The sequence below is a fragment of the Coraliomargarita sinensis genome, assembly GCF_003185655.1.
GTDB lineage: Bacteria > Verrucomicrobiota > Verrucomicrobiia > Opitutales > Coraliomargaritaceae > Coraliomargarita_B > Coraliomargarita_B sinensis.
In genome coordinates this window covers 1-17,031 of the sequence record NZ_QHJQ01000004.1, presented here as the reverse complement: position 1 = coordinate 17,031, position 17,031 = coordinate 1, and the positions used below count along the sequence as shown (strand labels likewise).

15 protein-coding genes and 1 tRNA gene are annotated in these 17,031 nt (G+C 51.4%); 4 read left to right on the top strand and 12 right to left on the bottom strand.

The features are described from left to right. The first annotated feature begins 76 nt into the window (after positions 1-76). A complete protein-coding gene (locus tag DDZ13_RS06705; protein ID WP_146209281.1) occupies positions 77-817 on the top strand; it encodes a glycosyltransferase family protein in 741 nt (246 codons plus the stop codon). Here the strand turns inward: DDZ13_RS06705 and DDZ13_RS06700 are convergent. From DDZ13_RS06700 to DDZ13_RS06660, 9 genes are all read right to left on the bottom strand, one after another. After that, positions 806-2,038 carry a sugar-transfer associated ATP-grasp domain-containing protein gene (locus tag DDZ13_RS06700; protein WP_158279826.1) on the bottom strand — a complete coding sequence of 411 codons (1,233 nt, stop codon included), beginning with the start codon at positions 2,036-2,038 and terminating at the stop codon, positions 806-808. The two genes, DDZ13_RS06705 and DDZ13_RS06700, sit on opposite strands and share 12 nt — an antisense overlap. Before the next feature lie 62 nt (positions 2,039-2,100). Next, the gene (locus tag DDZ13_RS06695; protein WP_199221069.1) at positions 2,101-3,339 is read right to left on the bottom strand and encodes an MATE family efflux transporter; all 1,239 of its coding nucleotides are present in this window, start codon (positions 3,337-3,339) and stop codon (positions 2,101-2,103) included. Between the two features lie 90 nt (positions 3,340-3,429). Further along, positions 3,430-4,404, bottom strand: coding sequence for a hypothetical protein (locus DDZ13_RS06690; protein ID WP_110130676.1), 975 nt, complete (start codon positions 4,402-4,404; stop codon positions 3,430-3,432). Next, positions 4,404-4,976, bottom strand: coding sequence for an LbetaH domain-containing protein (locus DDZ13_RS06685; protein WP_110130675.1), 573 nt, complete (start codon positions 4,974-4,976; stop codon positions 4,404-4,406). The genes DDZ13_RS06690 and DDZ13_RS06685 overlap by 1 nt, the downstream gene beginning before the upstream one ends. Further along, a complete protein-coding gene (locus tag DDZ13_RS06680; protein ID WP_110130674.1) occupies positions 4,954-6,117 on the bottom strand; it encodes a glycosyltransferase in 1,164 nt (387 codons plus the stop codon). The genes DDZ13_RS06685 and DDZ13_RS06680 overlap by 23 nt, the downstream gene beginning before the upstream one ends. Continuing rightward, positions 6,114-7,286 carry a glycosyltransferase family 4 protein gene (locus DDZ13_RS06675; RefSeq protein ID WP_110130673.1) on the bottom strand — a complete coding sequence of 391 codons (1,173 nt, stop codon included), beginning with the start codon at positions 7,284-7,286 and terminating at the stop codon, positions 6,114-6,116. The genes DDZ13_RS06680 and DDZ13_RS06675 overlap by 4 nt, the downstream gene beginning before the upstream one ends. After that, positions 7,271-8,632: a hypothetical protein gene (locus DDZ13_RS06670; RefSeq protein ID WP_110130672.1), complete on the bottom strand. Its 1,362-nt coding sequence runs from the start codon at positions 8,630-8,632 to the stop codon at positions 7,271-7,273. The genes DDZ13_RS06675 and DDZ13_RS06670 overlap by 16 nt, the downstream gene beginning before the upstream one ends. After that, positions 8,632-9,687 (bottom strand): hypothetical protein, encoded by a 1,056-nt coding sequence (locus DDZ13_RS06665; RefSeq protein WP_146209280.1) that lies wholly within the window; start codon positions 9,685-9,687, stop codon positions 8,632-8,634. The genes DDZ13_RS06670 and DDZ13_RS06665 overlap by 1 nt, the downstream gene beginning before the upstream one ends. A 50-nt stretch (positions 9,688-9,737) precedes the next feature. After that, on the bottom strand, positions 9,738-10,994 hold the full coding sequence (locus DDZ13_RS06660; protein WP_233246105.1) for a glycosyltransferase family 4 protein: 1,257 nt from the start codon (positions 10,992-10,994) through the stop codon (positions 9,738-9,740). A 197-nt stretch (positions 10,995-11,191) separates the two neighbouring features. On the opposite strand from DDZ13_RS06660, the gene DDZ13_RS06655 reads away from it, so the two are divergent. Then, positions 11,192-11,899 (top strand): glycosyltransferase family protein, encoded by a 708-nt coding sequence (locus tag DDZ13_RS06655; RefSeq protein WP_110130669.1) that lies wholly within the window; start codon positions 11,192-11,194, stop codon positions 11,897-11,899. A 65-nt stretch (positions 11,900-11,964) separates the two neighbouring features. On the opposite strand, the gene DDZ13_RS06650 is transcribed toward DDZ13_RS06655, so the two are convergent. Together DDZ13_RS06650 and nusG are read right to left on the bottom strand one after the other, a co-directional pair. Further along, a complete protein-coding gene (locus DDZ13_RS06650; RefSeq protein ID WP_110130668.1) occupies positions 11,965-12,714 on the bottom strand; it encodes a WecB/TagA/CpsF family glycosyltransferase in 750 nt (249 codons plus the stop codon). Between the two features lie 15 nt (positions 12,715-12,729). Beyond that, on the bottom strand, positions 12,730-13,272 hold the full coding sequence (gene nusG, locus DDZ13_RS06645) for a transcription termination/antitermination protein NusG (protein WP_110130667.1): 543 nt from the start codon (positions 13,270-13,272) through the stop codon (positions 12,730-12,732). A 167-nt stretch (positions 13,273-13,439) separates the two neighbouring features. Between nusG and DDZ13_RS06640 the strand changes: the two genes are divergently transcribed. Then, the gene (locus DDZ13_RS06640) at positions 13,440-14,825 is read left to right on the top strand and encodes an exopolysaccharide biosynthesis polyprenyl glycosylphosphotransferase (protein ID WP_158279825.1); all 1,386 of its coding nucleotides are present in this window, start codon (positions 13,440-13,442) and stop codon (positions 14,823-14,825) included. Here the strand turns inward: DDZ13_RS06640 and DDZ13_RS06635 are convergent. Continuing rightward, entirely contained in the window at positions 14,814-16,565 is a 1,752-nt protein-coding gene (locus DDZ13_RS06635; protein ID WP_110130665.1) for a prolipoprotein diacylglyceryl transferase, read from the bottom strand. The two genes, DDZ13_RS06640 and DDZ13_RS06635, sit on opposite strands and share 12 nt — an antisense overlap. 202 nt (positions 16,566-16,767) lie before the next feature. Here DDZ13_RS06635 and DDZ13_RS06630 point away from each other — a divergent pair. Further along, positions 16,768-16,852 (top strand) — tRNA-Leu (locus DDZ13_RS06630). The last annotated feature ends 179 nt before the right edge of the window (positions 16,853-17,031 follow it).

Here is a 17,031-nt window from a genome sequence, read left to right as displayed (position 1 = left end):
TCAGCTGCCTATCATTTTGATTCCCTTCGGAGGTGACCCCGTAAGCAATGATTTTGCACTGAAAGAGGTCGAGGTGATGCAGCCGGAAGATTTCCCCGGTGAAGCGAATGAGTTCATTGCCGAGATCTCACAAACTCTGACGTTTTGTCCAGACGGATTTTTAAGGCGGTTTCTCGCTTTTTTTGGCCCCTACGAAACCTTCTGTTACTCCGACAATGATGTAGTTGCTCTTACCAATTGGCAGGTACTCTTCGATCTGCTCGATAACTACGACCTTTTGCATGCGGATGAGGAGTACACGACTAAGGGAAGGTTCAACTACCACAATCCTGATGTCATAAAAACAAGCTTCGGTGAAGGTGCACTGGAAGAGGCCATCACAGCCGGGCATTTTGTTGCCAGGAAGTCGGATAAGTTAGTTTCCGGGATGCGTCGGGCGATTAAGTGGATCGAGGCCAACAAGGACGTTTGTAAAGCTCATGATCAAACAATGCTTCATTTGGCGGCAATGCTGGGTGACTGGAATTGCCTCAACCTCTGCAAGCCTCCGAACAATTGGCTCAGCTCATGGGCAGGGGATTACAAAACACCGCTCAAATTAATCCAATCGGGTCAGGCGGGGCGTAAGATCAGTCATTTGCATTATTCAGGTTACGGCCCGCACTCCTTTAAGCGGGCCGTCGACCCGTTGAAGCTTTCCTACATGGGTCATGTGCCGCGAAACAAAAAGATGTTGAAGGAGTATCTCAGAGAGTTCAGCCGATTAAACTCGCTGGAACACTTGTATAAGCGGGCGAAGAGGAAGCTACTGGGTTGAACCGGCGTCATTCGTTTTTCTACGGTATTCATTCAAATACCGCTCCGGGTAAGTCGTTCTGCCATGGAAAAAGCCCTGGAAGGACCCTGATAGGGTATTTCCTTCGAGTAGCTTAGGTCCGTCCGGCGCCAGCGCCACATCCCAACCGATTAAAAAAACTCCGGGAAACGCACGCTGCGCCCGAGAGGCAAGCTTCGCAATGCCGGACCATTCTTCGATTCGGGCCCCCTCGATTTGTACACCCGTCACGGGATGGGTCGTGTAGATTGCCGGTCGTGGTTGTTTCGCGAATGCCTTCTTCAGCCGGTTGGTTTGCAGGTCAATTTCGATTCTTAAACCGCCATACTTCTCGTGGTTGGCGATTGCATTTCCCATTGGGACACTCATGTAAGCCGCCAATATTTCCGGTTCTTTTTCGTAGCCGCCAATTGTCACCACCCTGAATGTGATTAGGCCTCCCTCGGAAAAGCATTCGATTGATGGGTGGTTCGATAACATTTCCTGTAACACATAGATGTCCTTACGCGAAAGCTCGATCGCGTGGTCGATTAATTCCTTATCATTCAGTTCCTCGTTCCCGAAACACCAGGCCTTGTTACTCGATTCATAAGTCCAGCGCTCGATGCCCCGACCAACCGACTCAGAAACAGGCTTCAAATAAAGTGACTTGCCCGGGAGACTGACTTGTCCGTCCACCGGAATAAGGATTTGCCCGTCCTTGAACTGGGCAAACTCTTCGGGGATGGGAAGCCCCATTTTACGGCTACTATCGGCGAATAACGCTTTGTTGTTCACAATCGTCTCATCCCATCGATCATTAATCCAAACACTAAGAACGGTCAGTTCTCTCTCGGACAGAAAAAAGGGAAGGGTGGAGGAAAGCTCCTCCACGTACATACGCCTTTCATAGTAATCCTGTGGCGCAAAACCCCAGCAGTAGGTGAAGTAAAATAATTCTTTGAGTTGGCGGATACCGCTACGTCCTGACACTCTCAATGCGTTTGATTTTTGACTGTAATAAACCAGAAAAATCGATGGCAGGGCGTGCAGCGGCCACACCAGGGTCTTCACCAGCAGGATGGATTTCTTAATGCCTCCCTCTGCATTGTTCCATTGTATCTTACCGGCCATCCTGCGCAGATGCGCGACGTCGCCTGAAAACCAATACCAGGGGAACCAAGCGACGACCAGTGGGCAATAAAAGTTGAGAAACCTATCCATGCGGGGATTAGAGTAATACTGCATCATTCTTCAGAATCCGGCCGAAGTGGTGTCGATTCCGCTCAGGAACCGTTGTCTTTCAATTTAAACAAGAACTGGGCATTTGTGTAGACGATACTTGTCAGTGAGACCAGCAGAGAATACAGCAAGATTCCCTCAAGTGAGGCGTAGTCGACCAGTAGAATCATTGCATTTTGCAGGACTCCGAATCCCACCATAATGTAACCTTTGAAGAGGTAACCCCGGGAGGAGCAAAGCTGACTCATGCATCCGCCTACCAAGCCGAAGGCATAACCAGCGGACATCAATACGACTTCGCTGGTCAGCCCGGCATAGCCCTCGCCAAGTATCCAAAGAACTTGGGCAGGAAATAGCCACACAGTCGTGACAATCGCATAGGCCAGAAGAATGAGCGCGAGCTGGATGCCGAGGAAATACCTGATGAGTATTTTTGGAGCGAAGGGAAATCTCGCGAAACGCGGCGTTATCAGGGTTGAAAAGGTAATCGAGAAAACAGTGAGCACCATGCCGAGGCGGGTAAGTGCGCCGACTTCCGCCAACGCTTGAGTCGACCCAAAGATCGAAATCACCCAGATCGTGATCTGGCTGGATATGCTGTAGTAAACAGCTCCAGGCATGATGCGTTTGACCGTATTGAGGATTTTTGACCGCACCTCCGGATCCTCCTTTTGGGAGAAATCAGCATATTTATGTGAGATGCGGCGCAAGCGGTAATTCGCATATACTTCACTGATGCCGGTGGCCAAAATGGCAATTCCCGCAAACGGGAACGCAAAAACAAAGATAGCTGTCAGGAAGAGGCGGCCGCTGTTTTGCAAAACCGTGATCTTTTGAAGCGGTAGAATGTCCTGATTCAGTTTTGGTCCGATCCGGATGATTTTTCCGGTGAGTGCACTTATGAATGCCGGTATCACGGACAGGGTAATCATGACCGACATCAGCCAGGATGCATCGTTCGTTCGTAATAACCACAACAGGACAGGGGTCGCAACCAACAGACTGAAAACGGCAAATTTCTTTCGTAACACGATTCCTGTGCTTAAAACGGTACCCAGTCGCATCTTATCCTTCCAAACCTTACCTCCCTGGGCCATCACACCGTTGGCGATGCCGCCGTCCGCGAGGAGCGTCATCGTCCCCAGCATAGTATTCGCCAGAGTATAGTATGCATACTCGCTGGAGGGAAGCAGACGAACAACCAGAATGCCGCAGATAAAGCCGATGGCCTGAACAACCAGCTGGGTCGAACCGGTCAGCGAAACCAGTTTAAACCAGTTCAATGCTTTTGGGAAAACCGACGTCCGCATGTTTGATTTTTGGCGACTTTGCACGAACTAAATCTGCTGGCGAATAGGATTACTCCACGGAGATCAACCTCTCCTGTAGAAGCGGCCCACAAAAGCGGCCAGAGCTACTGTTACTTTTTTAAGAACCAGGCGTGAATGACTTGTTGGCTGGATCCCCACCGAAAGCGAAGACCAGAACGACTTATCCGCCCGGGTCGGGGGCTTGGCTTTGAACATATCCAGTAGAAAGTTTTTTCGCCAGGGCTTCTTGCCGCCTACGGCGTGGGTCATCCAGTTGCTCCCATGTTTAAAACTCATCCCTTCAGGTCCCAGAATACTGCACGTCGACCGGGTGTATTCCAGGGTCGCATTCAAGGCGTCCTGGTCCGTCAGTTTGAAGATTTGTGTGACATCATAAGCTAGTCGGGGTGCGGTTGATTTTGGCAAGCCGAGGTCCGAAACCGAGAGGCCACCAATCGCATCACTCATCGCCAGCTGGATTTCGATCCACTCCTCCAGAAAATTGATATTTTCTTTGGTTATACCGACGCAGCCGCCATTGACGTAAACCGGTGACTTGAATTTCAGTTCGATTCCGTATTTGGAAAAGTAAGAGCGCCAGCCTGACCGCTTTGGATTATGCTCATATACAGGAGAGTTGACATCTTCGCACAGGCAAACCCCGGCCAGCGCCCAATCGCGGAAGTATTGCCACTTCCGCACAATCACAATATCGGGGTCAAAGTAGAAAATCGTATTCCAGTCCGGTATGGACCTAGCCACCATTAACATGAAATCGGGCTTATAGTTGGTCAGGTGATAATCCGTGTCCAACTTGACGAAATGCAGCTCAAAATCTCCCTGCGTGGTGTAGACCGTATTGAGCTCACCAATTCTGGCCTCACGATCTGACTGAAACCATGGGGGAGGGGCCCCTTTGTAGCCCGCAAGAACTTTTCCCTTGTACCCCTTGGCTGATAGCGAATTGACCAATGCGGCCACCCCGTAATGGTAGTCGCCCTCAAATAGCGTGCAGATTACGTCGTGAGCTTCCTTCATCAGCTATTATTTACGATTCGTTCTTTCAATTTTTTACAAGGGTGACCGCCGCAGATCGACCAGGCAGGTTGATCTTTCGTGACCACGGACCGAGCCGCGATGACGCAACCACGTCCGATCCTTACGCCGGGGCCGACAAAGGCTCCGCTGGCGATCCATGATTCAGCTTCGATTGTGATCGGTTCATAGATTAACTTAAAGTGAGGATCCGAAGTGTCGTGGCTGCCGGTGCAAAGATGAGAATGCTGTGAGACGACAGACATGGATTCGATGCGGATTCTGGCAAAATTAAGAAGCACGGTGTCGTGCGCGAGGGCCACATAGTCGCCCATCTCCAGGTTCCACGGCATCAGGATGTCGACCCGTTTTTGTATGTTGCAATGGTGGCCGATTCTGGCACCGAAAACCCGAAGAATGGCAATGCGTATGCCGCTCAAACGAAAAGGGATCAGTCGATAAACCGGCTTGCAGAGGCACTGCCAGAGTCCGCGCTTCAGCTTGGTGCTCGCTGGCCAATCCGTACGGCATTCGGCCAGATTGATTTGAAAGCTATCGTGCTGGGGCTCTTTCATCGGACTGAATGCTTTCTTGTATGTATTGAATCAAATCTTCGCTCGCTTGGCGGATGTCGAAGTGTTTGTTAAAAAGGCTTTTTGCAGCGGTGGCCATTCTATCTTTTTCTGACGAGGAGAGGGCATGCCATCTTTTGAGGAGCCGGGTTGTGCCGGATAGATCGTCAGGTTCAACGAATCCGGCGCCATATTGCGCGACTTCGGTATGGATATTTACCTTGTCCGAGATCAGGGCGGGGGTTCCTGTCGCAAGCGCTTCGGCCACTACGATGCCGAAATTCTCCTGATGAGAAGGTAGGACGAGGGCCTCCGCATTCGCCAATAGCTTCCATTTATCCAGACCCCGGACCTCACTGAGCCAGTGGATTCTATTTTGCGGATAGTTGGTTTTGAGGTTTTCCGCATACTCGGGTTGTTGCTCGGGACCTGCAATCACAAGGTCCGGCAGGTCGGGTAACTCTTTCCTTAGCTTGCAGTAGGCCTCGACCAGCAGGTCCAGGCCCTTTTTCTCCTGGATTCGTGACATGAAGAGAAAGTAGGGTGCTTCATGAGGGCGGGACGCTTGGAGCGAGTCGATATCATATTCAGGAGTATTGGTGCCATAACCGATAACCTTTTCATTCACATGATAGGGCGCAAAACAACGACGCGCACGGAGGCATTCTTCCTGGCAGGTAAATAACACTGCCTTGGCGTGGTGCAGGACCGGGTGTTCGCCAATATTCCAATACAGCCGCTTTTTCACTTTCTTCAGAGGGTAGGTTTCGTTGAACCAGGGATCCAACATTCCATGCGGATAGATAAAGTAGGGGACCTTATGCCGGCGACAGGACCGGGATGCTGCTAGACCGTGGTACTGCCAGTTTCCATGAATGATCACAGCATCAAAGCGAGGTACGTTATGTTCGAGCCACGCCTTCATCTTACTCGTATAAGCGTAGTTGCCCAGCTTGCCGGGCCCCAGTGCATGGAGTGGCCAGATGAATTCCTCCAGCTCTTGTTCGATAGCTTCAGGGGCATCCAGACAGGCAATTTCAAGCTCGACCCCCAATTCGCTCATGACTTTGGCAGCCTGCTTCAAGCCTTCAACCGGACCTCCCGATTTCGCTTGGACACTGTGTATCACCCGTAAAATTTTCATGATTCTCCGGCATTCAGAAGCAAGCCCCGGTAAATTTCCATGTAAGCTTCGGCCGATGCCTGGTTGGAAAATTTTGCGGCGAATTGCCTGATTTTGTCTTTCTGGGGGGAGCGCTCGCGGTGGCTTAAAACCAACTGGTTTTGGCAAGCCGCCACAAGTTTGATAATATCGTCGTTCCCGCCTGTTCCGTCACCGGCGGTTAGTTCGGGTAACGCATTCAGGGAGGACATGGGTTCGATGGCAAAAGTCGCTACGGGACAACCGCAGGCCTGCGCTTCCAGAATAGGCCATCCGAAGCCTTCGATCAGTGAAGGGAAAAGCAGCAGTTCCGCATTCCTGTAGAGCCCCCGTAAGTCATGATCGCTGATGCCACTAAAATAGTGAATTTTCTCCTTCATTTGAAGGCAGCCGGACTTTTCCAGTGCTGCATCGGAGAACCGCGGCCCGACCACAACGAGCTGCAACTGGTTGCCATCCTTCTGTAGAGACGCGAAAATCTCCAGAACAGCACTGCGGTTTTTATACCATTTCTCACCCCCGATATGTATGATATAGGGCATGCCATTAAAAAGGTTCCTCCGCGGCGGTCCTTTTTTCTCCCGGTCCTTCCCGCCTGCCTGTGTCTCTTCGATGAAGTCGTCGTTGAGTGAATTGGGGACCAGATATTGCAATTCGCTTCGATTGCCGACCAGACGTGCGACATCCCTGCGTGTCGCCTCCGAGACAGAGACGATCTGACGACTACGTTTCAAGCCCTTGAGGATCATTTTTTGCTGCAGTCGACCACTCCATTTCGTCTGGTTTTGGCTGATCTCGCCGTGAGCGCTCCGAATGGCCAGAAGGTCATGGCAGGTAATCAGGTGGGGTCTTTTGCCCAGCGCTTTGACATAGATTGAGTTGGAATGGTCGCAAATATGTACGATGGTATTTGGGGGCACACGTCTGAGCTTCCTACGAAGCAAGGTCGGTGTGATTAAATACTTGTCGACATAGCCCAGCCATTTTCCAAGCCCGTATCCTCGGGCACCAAGTTTACCAACGATAACTGGGGGAAGGTAGACCTCCACACTTGCGCCCAGCGCTTCCACGCCCTCTTTCAATTGCCCGGTAAAGCGCCGCATGCTCCACTGTTGATCGGGAGGGTAATTACCTATCAGGATGATTCGCATGGAGAAGCTGGTGCTTTGTCGGATTGCCCTTCATCGGATGAAAGGTTTATCGACTTTCGTTCACGCATTGATGCTACCGTCAAACCTATCCCCATAATGGTAAACCCTAGAATCGTGCTTTGCCCGATCTGTCCGACAAGTAGGTTGAATGCAGTCGCAGAGAGAAAAATCAGGCCGAGCCCATTGCCACCCAAATAAGACCTCATGGAATATTTTAGCAAGGTACAGGTCAGGAGGATACGCCATAAAATGTATAAGCTGCCGAAAATAATCCCTCCCTCGGCAGTGATCCGGAACCACTCGCCCTCACCGAGTTGAAAATCACGGCTCCCCCGGAGTAATTTGTTGCCGACCTGGGTGCCGGCGCCGATTCCCACACCGAGAATAGGGATTTCGTTGTCGTCGACAAAGGGGCCGATGAAATCATTAATGATGCGCCCCACAATGGCGCCCTTGACGCCTCCCAGGTCATCACGGGTAGAGTGTTCCCATCTGCTGAAAAAGGCCTCCTTGGCCTCGTCGAAGACCGGGAATTGTGCCGCCACGATCAAGCCGATGACTGCAAAAACAAAGATCCGCCCATAGCGGCGAAGCGCATTCCTTTGCAGCCCCGACACCAGTAAGCCTGTTACGAAAGTCAATGCGGCGGCTAAAATGAGTGACCGGCTAATCGAGACGGGAATCGCAATAATGATGGCAATTGCCGAGGTGGTAATCAGCCATTTTGGATATCTCTTGTGCTGTGTGATGCCCCCGACCAAAAAAGCAGTGGCGAAGACATAGTACCAAACCACACCGACGATGAAGCTGAAAGTGCCCGGAGGGCGATAGCGGCCCATTGCCCCGCTGAACCCGGCGCCTTCGACTCCGCCGACCCCCTGGTTAATCCACGCCGATTGGGGCATGTAAAACTGCATGGCGATGATGCCTGTCATACCGATGGTCCCCAAGAGCCACCATTTACCAAGCTCAATGACATCACGGCGGTAGAAAACAGTGCCCATGATAAAGGCCATCGGAAAATGAAAGAAATTGGTTCGGAATCCGAATCCGGCCACGATTAGATTTCCATGCCCGATGAACAAAGTCACTGCGACCCAGAGCGAGATGAGAACAAACCCGAATATGACAAAATTGTTATGCGGGAAGCGCCCGCGAACCAGAGCTTGAAAGTAAGCATAGAGCACGATCGGATCCCTGACCAAGAGCAGGGCGTCGGATAGGCTGGGGAAAACCCACTTCCGGAGTGCCCCTTCCACCACGAGGAGAAACAGGTACAGCAGGCACAGTAAGCGAAGAACCCGTGTTCCTCGATCTGGAATTGGTTGATTTGCAGGTTCAGCCATCAGGTGTGATTCTCCAGGCTTCTAACAAATTGCTCGGCGACTTGGGGCAGTTTGGGCTCCGGTGGCTTCTTGCTTGGTTTTTTCAGTTCTGCGACACAAGCGGCGGTATCTTCGAACAAGCTGAGTGTGCCGTTGTCCAGGTCATTGAACTGATACTCTTTTTCTGAGGCGGGAGGGCCAGCGCAAATTACCGTCAACCCATGTTCTCGCATGCTGACAACCGCGCCACTGCGTCCCGCCATCTCTTTGTGGATGGAGTTCATCCCCAAGTGAGCGGTGAGCATACACCGTGACAAATCATCCGCCTTCAAGGGGCCGAGTTGGCGAAACTGCCATCCCGCGCTTCTGCAAAACTCTTTAATAAATTTCCAATGACGTTCGCCATCACGATCCAGCCCGACCTGTATGATCTCCAAAGTCACCCCGGCATTGTCGGCGCACTGTTTGAGAATCTCCATGGTGGCACGAATGTTCCAGTTCTTCGATTGGCTAAAGGGCAGGAGAATTCTTCGAAGACTTTCTGATCTTTCCGGCTCAATCAGGGGAGCATCCGTGTTTACGATTGGAATATTTCCGAAGAGGGGCAGTTCATCCGCCTGAATGCCGGCATCCCCAAGCATAAAACGATAGAGTGGATTACTTGTCTGCACTATGTTCGGCTGCCAAGTCCTCAACGCGGCGAGAATGAGCCGCTTTTGTAGCCAGCCAAGCAGGACATGCTTGGCCGGGGCGCCTTTACCGGGCCGGACCCAAAGCTCGTGGAACATGATGTGAATCTTATAGCGCCGCCCCAACTCGCGAAATAGGGGAATCAGGTAGCGAAAAAGCCCCTTCTCGTGAAAGGCAAAGCTCACAAACTGCAGACTGATCCAATCCGGATTCCATTCTCTCAAATAAGCGATAGCATCGCGTGCCGCCTCACGCTTGTAGCGAACGATCCGGACACCGTTCCTGTCCGCCACTTGTTCGCCCTGTTTCTCATTGAGCGAAACGCAGAGGCATTCGCAGCCCATTCCATGGAGTGTTTGGGCCAAGCGCTGTGTATAATCACTCACACCTCCGCCATCAAAGCGCCCGCACACAAATGCAATCCGTTTCACACGACTCATGGCTCGCCCAAGATAGTTTTGATGACCTGCAACAAAGTCTGCTGATATTTGGGCCAGGTGATCATCTGGGCCCGTTTTTTTGAGGCGGATTTCATTGCGTCGATTTTATCACGATTGCCCAGGAACCAATCGATTTTTTCAGCAATTGCTTCCGGCGACCGTATTGGCACGGAGAATCCAGTGCTGCCGTCGTCCGCAATCAGATCTTCACCGCCTGTATTGGGTGTAATGATCAGTGGGAGCCCCACGCCGAGCGCTTCCAGTTGGACAAGGGCACGGCCTTCCACGATAGAAGGAAGTATGAAGATATCACACGCACTCATGAGTTCGAGGACTCCTTCATTCGACCTGGGTGACTTATATGTAAATGGTACTCCCTGATTGCGGTAAAACTCCATGGAAGCGACGGTGGATCCGAGCACAACCAATTCAATTTGTCTGGAGTTCAGCCGGCGTACCGCTTCAAAAATGTCGGCCAATCCTTTACGCTGGGTCAGGCTGCCCACGAAGAGTAAGCGCAATGGCCCGTTTTCAGGTGTTTTGCGCGCGGTCCATTTATCGTCGGGGTGACAGCCAAAGTGTGAAATGGCACACGTTTTCGTTCTTTTTATCTGTTCGGGGAGCGAGTCCATGACAAAGTGGCTCGGACATACGACGGCATCCGCCAGTTCGATCTCGCGCGTTTTTCGCTCTAGCTTTTCCTGGCTGTCCGTCAGCCCCGGCATCGTCACAGACCACTCAGGATAGCGTTCCTTTTCCTCGTTTAATAATCTGGCCGCAGCTTCCCAATAGGCGATCGGCATGTCGTAAATACGCTTGATGCCTTTTTCTCCAGCAGCTTCGAATGATGCCAGTGCTCCGTCTTCAAATGCATAAACCGCCGACAGTTCACCCTCCCGGCTCTGTCTGATCGAGGATGCGACGGAATGGTCGAGAGCCTGATAAATACGGAAGATCGAAAAGGGAGCGGTTTCCCGTTTGTGCAAAGAAGAGAATAAGTCCAGCTTAGCGCTCAGCAAGCGAACGGATTCCCGGAAAATCTTCCTCTGTATGAGCCGGTCAGGTATGTGTATGGACCTTTGAGCGAAGCATTTACGGTAGAGCGGGTTCTTCGAATCAAATCCTACGGCGAGACAGCTATGATAACCATGGAGTAAATTGGCATCGTAAAGCGCTTCCGCAACATAACGTGAGACCTTATTGGCAGTCGGGTGGGATACGAGGCAGCTTGGATTTTTTGCTTTGGTAGTCACAGAGAAAATTCACATTTGCTCGCATTACCAAAAGTCATCGGTAATTGTGCATGTAATCTATTATGCTCATACCTGAAAAAGCCGTTATTCGGCAAGTAAAAGAAGTTGGCCTTGATGAACACAAGCGCCGCACCGGGCCGCCCCTCGGATCGAGTTCCGGTGCCGGCCTTCTGCGCTAGCTCCAGAGGACTGGGATAATGGACGAGTTTCGCGATATTAGGATTGTTGTTGGCATCAACACCTGTGAAGCCAACCGAGCGCGACTTGAGCGCATGCAGGGAGGCTGGCTCAGAACGCTGGAAGAGAGCTGCGAAATCCTCTACTTTTATCAGGACACCTTTGAGGGGGCTGACTCAGGTTCCGTCAGGCTGCCAGTCCCGGGCGGGTACCAATATCTGGATCAGAAGACATGCGCCATGATCCGCTACATGAGCCAGCGTGAGGATTTCGATTACTTCATAAAATTGGACGATGACGTCTTCATCGACCAACCAGAACGTTTCCTGAAGGCGCTTTGCCGGGGCGACCATTCCGGTAGGAATATTACCTGGAACGGTAAGCAATTTATCTGGGGCCCGGTTTATGCACTCAGCCGCGGGGCGATCCTGACACTCGACGCTCTGGACGATGCCCCTATCTTGAAATACGGACCGGATGAGGACCTGATGTTAACGAGAGCGGTTCAGGAGTTGACGGATTTGGAACAGCGGGCCGTCAGTGGGATTTATTTCCCCAGGGATTATTTTAAAGCCCTGATGCACCGGGTTTTTCGTGGTTATTTCGCCTTCGCTCAACTCGATGACGGTGAGGCAGACTTCCTCAATTCAAGGCAGGCCCAGCGCAAATCCGTACTCGTTCCGTTCTTTTTCTATCTCCTGAGGTCTTTTTTTGGAAGAACCAATTAGTCATGAGCAGGGCAGAACCGGGGGTTCAAAAGCCTCGTTGAAGTCTTGACCGTCCCGAGCTCTGGTCATGCGGGAAATTCTGTTCCGTATTCTGACAAAAGCCTCTTAAGTTTACGTGCCTTCCAATAACGTGGCAGAAAGACTTTGGGGTTTTTCAAAATACGCAAAAGCCAGCCGATATAAATCCGGTCCGCCCAGGACGGGATGCTGGCTTGGTGCCCGGTAAGAAAGGCGATCGCCGCACCAATACATATAATGGCCGGCTTATAGTCGAGTTGTTCGCGGAGCCAGTGCCCGAGGACTTCCTGCTTTCCTCCCGCAATTGCCAGAATGATGTATTTGGGCTTTTTGCGCCGTATGGCCTTGAAAAGATTTAGATCTTTAATATCCGCTTTATCGTAGTAGGGAGCTACATAGAAATGCTTATCATCCAATCGTCTTTCTTCTACACCCAGATAACTCTGGACCGATGCCGCTTCGTCGGAACTCGGCATGACCCAAAGCTGGTCATCTGAATTTCTAAAGTCCTTATCCTCGGTAAGTGCTTTTATAAACTTGTACCCCGAGTGTCTTTGCAACTTCTGGCCGGTCCGGCGATTCCAGAGTAGGGCGAGAAACCCGCTGTCGATGAGGTTCAGATCTGCTTCCTTCAAGGCGGCGTCATAATGCGGATTCTTGCCCAGATCAGCCAAGCCCGGGCCCGAGGGCGCCAGGATCAAGCCGCCTTCGACACGCGCCACTTCGAGAGCGCCTTCGAGGCTGCCGTTATAAAATTCGATGCCCAGAATACGGACTGTCGGAAGGTCTTTCTGCATCGTTCCGAGCAGCCGCTAAGGCTTGTCCTGGGCCAGCATGATATCCGAAGCATTGGCCTCGATTTGAACCTCCCGTCCGAGGAAATCGAGCAGGAGCTGTACACGCTCTCCTGAGGGTAGCTGGGCCAGGACCTTCCCATTGAGTCCTTTCAGCGATCCCGAGACCAGCTCTACTTCCGCACCTTCTTCAAGGCTTGGGTCGGGTGCCGCGATAATGCCCTCGGGAAGAGCTTCTTTGAGCTCTATAATGACCTGTTCCGGTACAACTCTACGGCCACCTTGTTCAACAATTCTGGTCACCCCCTGACTGTGCATGATCAGACGGTGCTCCTCGTTGTAGTTGAACTTCGCAAAAATATAGCCCGGAAACATCGCTTCAATGAAGCGTTTTTTGCCCACCCTGGTTTTTTTGACCTGGCTGATCCTTGGGCAAAATACCTCCACGCGTTTGTTTTTTGAGAGAATCGAGGCCGCAATGTGCTCACGCTTGGTTTGCGTCCGCAAGCAATGCCAGTGGCATGTGGCACCTGGCACATCTATTTTGTTAATCGCGGCCATAATGAATTGTGCAAGTTATTCAGGCCCCGGTTTCTTTCAACGGTAAATATATCAGGCCCGAACAGGTCTGGCCCTCGTATCAAACCCTTATTTACTTGTGATTTAACCGTCCCGGGCCTTTTTTTCAGATCTGGATGATCGGCAATCGCACACAAGGGTTAAGGTTATTGAGCCACGGGTTCGTCGTGGTTTTCATCATGGCTCTCTTTGCGGGGATGCATTTTTACAGTATCTTCGTCCTCGAACGAGTTAGCGAAGGGCAGGTAAACCTCCATCTTTATCTCTTGGGTGTATTTATCGCAGGTTTGCTATCTTATCCATTCAAGGAGGAGAAGATTCAACAAACCACGATGCAGTCTTTCCTCTGGGTTACAGCGGTCAGAAAATCAAATTACCAAACCGCAATCATCGCGCTTCTGATCTTTGCGATCGTCTTTACGACAAAAGATAAAGCGATCAGCCGTATTTTCGTGGGTTCGTATATATTGTCGGCCTGGTTCAGCTTAATTATCATTAACCGCTATGTTCCCGATTGGATCGCCGGTTTTGCGTTTCGCGGCCGGAATTCCGTTCGAACAATATTTCTAGGCAGCGCCAAGTCGGCACGTCGACTGGAGCAGTGGGCCGAGCGCCAGCCGTTTTTCGGTATCGATATTCTTGGCCTGATTACTTACGAAATGGCCACCGATCTTAAACTCAAAATGCCGATCATTGGTGAGTTTATGGACATGGAATTGATCATGGAAGCCTACAAGGTGGATCAAATCGTATTACTGGAAACACGTAATTCCGACTGGTGGATCGATCCCGTGGTTGAGCTCTGCGAGAAACACGGTTGCCGGATCCTGATTTTTAACCCCTGGGAAGAGTATTTTGATCAGGAGCTTCTTCCTGTGCAGTTAGGGGGGCACACGTTTTTCACTCTACAGGAGGAACCACTGGAAAACCCGATTAACCGGGCGATGAAGCGTATTCTGGATATCGTAGTTTCACTTCCGGTCGTTCTGTTCGTCTTGCCGTTGCTCTGTCTCCTGGTGAAGTGCATGCAATTGCGGCAAGCCCCCGGGCCACTTTTTTTCAAGCAGGAACGCTCAGGGCAACGCGGTCGGCGCTTTAAGATCTACAAATTTCGTTCCATGCGCGATGCGGGGACGGATCGTACCCGTGAGGGGGAGCAAGCGAAGGAGGGGGATGATCGAATCTTTCCTTTCGGTCAAATCATGCGCAAAACCAGCATTGATGAGTTTCCCCAATTCATCAATGTGCTCCTTGGGCAAATGAGTACGGTGGGACCGCGCCCGCATTTATTGGAACACGACGACCAGTTCAGCCAACAGGTAAATATTTACCGTACAAGGCATTTTGTAAAACCGGGCATTACCGGCCTGGCTCAGTCAAAAGGATTTCGTGGCGAAATTACCGACCGCAGGCTTATCGAGGAGCGGGTCCACTACGACTTGCAATATATTCGCGGTTGGTCGATCTGGCTGGATCTGCTCATCTTGTTTAAGACGGCCGTCCAGATACTTCGACCTCCAAAATCAGCTTACTGAGTCACTGCCCCCGCGCTCTTGTTTGTCTTCCTTCTTGTCGGGCTCGTTGCTCGCCGGAGCATCAGTCGAGGCAGAAGTATCGATGTCCGAGCTTTTCTTTTCCGCTTCACTTGTCTCAGCGACTGTAGGCTCTTCCGACTGATCTTCAGAAGACTTTTCACTTACCTTTGCTTTTTCCCCGTCCGTTTTCTTCTTGGGTTCCGGAAGCGGCGGAGGTGCAAAGAGGCGGCCATCGCCGTATTCCGTCACATATCCTTCGGTGATCAGCCAACGGAGGTCCACCATGAGTTGGTTGAGCTTCTCTTGCTCGTCGGCGCTCAAACTCTCTTTGGGCGTTGCCCGGGTAGAGGCCTCCTTCGCTTCCGGCGCATCGGACTCAGGTGTTTGGTCCGGCTCGGTTGCGCTCTCCGCGGCATCTTCATTTGCAGTCTCTTTCGCGGCCTTTTGGTCCGCCTCCTGCATCTTGAGGGTTTCCGGTTTTTGTTTCTCCGTATCGATACCAATGTATTCATTGGAAAGCTTTGATGCGGGAATCTCCGGGTGCTTTTCGATAAAATCAATCAACTCACCTATCGAGTCGGTGAACACGGTTTTACTGTCGCGAAATTTTCTTTTAACCGCACAAACGTAAGAGACGCCTTTGCTGCCTTTTTTATAGACGGCGAATTTATGACGGCGGAGTCTGCCGCGAATGTTATTGGCCGAATCGAGGGGGAAGTGTTTTTGCTGTTCGATGTATGTCTCCACCGAGCGGCGTATATTACTTCTGGGCATGCGCTCGATGTCGCGCCCGGCAAACCGCACGCTTTCTCCCGAACCGACAACTTTATCTTTGCGGTGGTGAATGAGGAAATGGCGGGCCGCCTCGAGAGTATCGAATGACTCCGGTTCATTTTCCTGGCGCTCCTTAACCGTATATCTGGCTCCTTTCTTCATCGATTCGAGCCAGGCATCAATATCCTCCTGCTCCTTGCTCGCCTCTATTTTTGACTGGAAGCGCTCAAAAGACATACCGCTGATTCGGGCCGCGTAGTGACGCTGAGTGAATTCCTGATAGCGGTGGTAGTTCGGTGGCCCCAAGAGTTCTCCGGTAATACCGCAGCGGTTTACCATTTGGAAATTACCGGATGGGGGATCGACTTCAATTTCCTCAATTTCAAAGAACTGATCAATATGCTCCTTGAGTACATAATTGATCGCCTCTTCTTCAGATTCAAAGGGGAGGTGCCCCGGCACCGAATAATAGAGTAGGGGCTTGGCGTCTTCACCGCTGTTGCGTTTTGGTTTCGGAGTGACCACAACAACATAACGCTCCGGTTTTTCCAGCAGAAGATGCGCGATCTCAAAAAGCTGGTAAGTACGCGCACTTGCCCGGAGGCGTTTGACCAGGGCATCAAAAGCCTCGTCTTGTGGGTAGAGGTCGACCTTTACAACAGGCTCGAAATCCGGACGGGAATTTCCCCGTCCAAAACCACGCTTGCCTTGTCCACCACGCGTTTGACCTTGATCCGCTCGTCCTCTCTGCGGACGGCCACCGGCGCGCCTGTCGCGCGATGCATGTGGACTGCTTCGTTTACCTTTGCCCTTGTGCGGCCCTTCTCCGCCCGGAGTTCTGGACTTGGCGGATTTCGACGCTTTTCCGTCGGCCCAGTCCGGCCCGAAATCGAGTCCGGAGAGTGAGTTGAGGTCGAGCGCATCCTTGGATGCCCCGGATGAAGGAGATGCTGTTTCTTCAGCCATGATAATTTATTGGAAACGAGCCCATAGAGAAGGGCACGTGAGAAAAGGTTAACGGATGTTTTGTGCTAGGGTAAAATAGTGTCCCTGACAAGCACTGGGAGCAGCTTTTTTATAAGATGAGATTTTTCGAATATTTATGTTGAATTCATTATTTTGCTCCCTATCACCTACATCTTCCCTGTGATTTTCACAGTTCACGCTTGGTCGAGTGGTGGAATTGGTAGACACGCAGCATTAAGGATGCTGTGCCGAAAGGCGTGCGGGTTCAAGTCCCGCCTTGACCACCAGCCTTCGCAGGAGCGAAGCAGGGTCTACACCAAAGTATGGGGACTGAAGCCTGGGTCTACACCAAAGTTTGGGGACCGGAGCATTTCCTTTCTATTTTCTTGGTTCATATTTAACCGCACTGGGCGATGACTCTGAGTCGGTAGTTATCAAAGTTTTTGAAGCCGTATGCGCGTCTTTG